2 protein-coding genes and 1 pseudogene are annotated in these 1,840 nt (G+C 67.2%); all 3 read right to left on the bottom strand.

Translation table 11 applies throughout. The annotated features are described in order from the left end of the window. Positions 1-81: 81 nt before the first annotated feature. Positions 82-225: an IS3 family transposase gene (locus tag QJR12_RS17820; RefSeq protein WP_366526325.1), complete on the bottom strand. Its 144-nt coding sequence runs from the start codon at positions 223-225 to the stop codon at positions 82-84. An 89-nt stretch (positions 226-314) separates the two neighbouring features. Continuing rightward, positions 315-974, bottom strand: a pseudogene (locus QJR12_RS17615) (IS3 family transposase); the annotation flags it as partial. Between the two features lie 68 nt (positions 975-1,042). After that, on the bottom strand, positions 1,043-1,840 hold a 798-nt coding region (locus tag QJR12_RS17610; RefSeq protein ID WP_300584780.1), incomplete at its 5' end, for a transposase.

Raw genomic sequence — 1,840 nt, 5'->3', positions numbered from 1 at the left:
TCAAGGCGGTGGACCCAGGAGCACGATGCGCGTGCGGTGTTCGCGGCGGTGGTGTGAATCCCCCCGGATTCCATGGAGACTTCAGTGGTTGGCTCTAACCGCCTCACGGGGTTGGTGTTGAGCGTAGTAGTGGGCTTCGTACTGGGTGGGCGGGATGTCACCGATCGCGGTGTGCAGCCGTCGGTTGTTGTACCAGTCGACGTATTCGGCGGTGGCCAGTTCCACGGCCGATAGCGTTTTCCACGGGCTGCGGGGTTTGATAGTTCGGTCTTGTACAGGCCGATCGTCGATTCCATCAGGGTGTTGTCCAAGGCGTCGCCGATGGTGCCGGCTGAGGCGGCGATGCCGGTCTCGATCAGGTGAGCGGTGAAGGCGAACGAGGTGTACTGCGACCCCGCATCAGAGTGATGGACCAACCCCTGGCCGGCAGTGTGGCCGGCGCGTTCACGCCGCCACAGGCCCATGTCCAGGGCGTCCAGGACCAGCTTGGCGCGCTTGTGGGTGGCCGCCGACCAGCCCACGATCGCCCGTGAGTACAGGTCGACGACGAACGCGACATAGACCACTCCGGCCCAGGTCGATACGTGCGTGAAGTCGGCCACCCACCGCTGATTCGGGCGGGTGGCGGTGAAGTCCCGCTTGAGCAGATCGGCGGCCCGCTCATGACCGTCGCTGCGGATCGTGGTGCGGACCTTCTTGCCGCGGCGGACCCCGCGGATGCCCAGCTCGCGCATCAGCCGCTCCACGGTGCAACGGGCCACGGTGACGCCCTGACGGTTGAGCTGCCGCCACACCTTGTGGGCGCCGTAGACCTGGTAGTTGGCCTCCCAGACCTGGCGGATGTGCTGCTTGAGCTGCTCGTCGCGCACCGCCCGGGCCGAGGGCGGCCGGGTCTTGGCGGCGTAGTAGGTGCTGGTTGCGATCTTCCAGCCGTGCCCGGTCAGGACACGGCAGATCGGCTCGACCCCGAACACCTTCCTGTAGGCGTCGATGAACGCTACGAGTACCGGTATGGCCGGTCGAGCTCGGCGATGCTCCTATGTCAAGCCGCCCTCGGCAGGACGGCTGGGCTTTCGGTGTTCTGGACCGCGGCGCGCGCTCGTTCGTCGGTGCGTAGCGCGGTGAAGACGGCGTCGGACAGGCGGCGGCGCAGCAGGCGGATGGCTTCGGTACGGGTCTTTCCGCGGGTGAGGAGCTTGTCGATGTAGTCCTTGCCGGGGCCGATGCCGCGGGCCTGAGTGACCGCGATCATGTGCAGGGCAGTGTTGATGGTGCGGTTCCCGCCGCGGTTGAGGCGGACCTTGCCGCGGCTGTTGCCGGACCAGACTGGGATCGGGGCCGTGCCGGTGAAGCGGGCGTAGGCGTCCTTGGAACGGAACCGGTGGGCACCGGCAGTCTCACCCAGGATCATCGCTGCGCTGAGCACACCACATCCCGGAACTTCGAGCAGAGTTGGTGCCAGATGGCGCACCAGCGTCCTGAGCTCGACCTCGATCTGGTTGATCTCGACAGTGAGGTCCCGGCACCGGGCCAGGAGCTGGCGGGCCAAGCGGGCGACGGTGCCGTCGAAGGCCTGCAGACGCTCGGCCAAGTCGTCGATGACGCAAAACCGGCGCAATCCTCGGGACGGCACACTCAGCGTGGGGGCGAGTTCATGCAGGTGCCAGCGCAGCCGGTTCTGCAGGCGGGTGCGCTGGCGGACCAGGTCACGGCGGTAGTCGACGAGCAGCTTCACCTCGCGGGTCGGACCATCAAGCTCAGCGACTGGCAAATCCGGGTGACGCAGTGCCGCCAAAGCGACCGCCTCGGCGTCGATCGGGTCGGACTTGCCCGGCTGGCG

Origin of the sequence: Mycobacterium sp. (genome assembly GCF_029961025.1) — a bacterium.
Classification (GTDB): domain Bacteria; phylum Actinomycetota; class Actinomycetes; order Mycobacteriales; family Mycobacteriaceae; genus Mycobacterium.
Note: the sequence above shows the minus strand (reverse complement) of the source record. Positions and strands in the feature narration are given on the sequence as shown.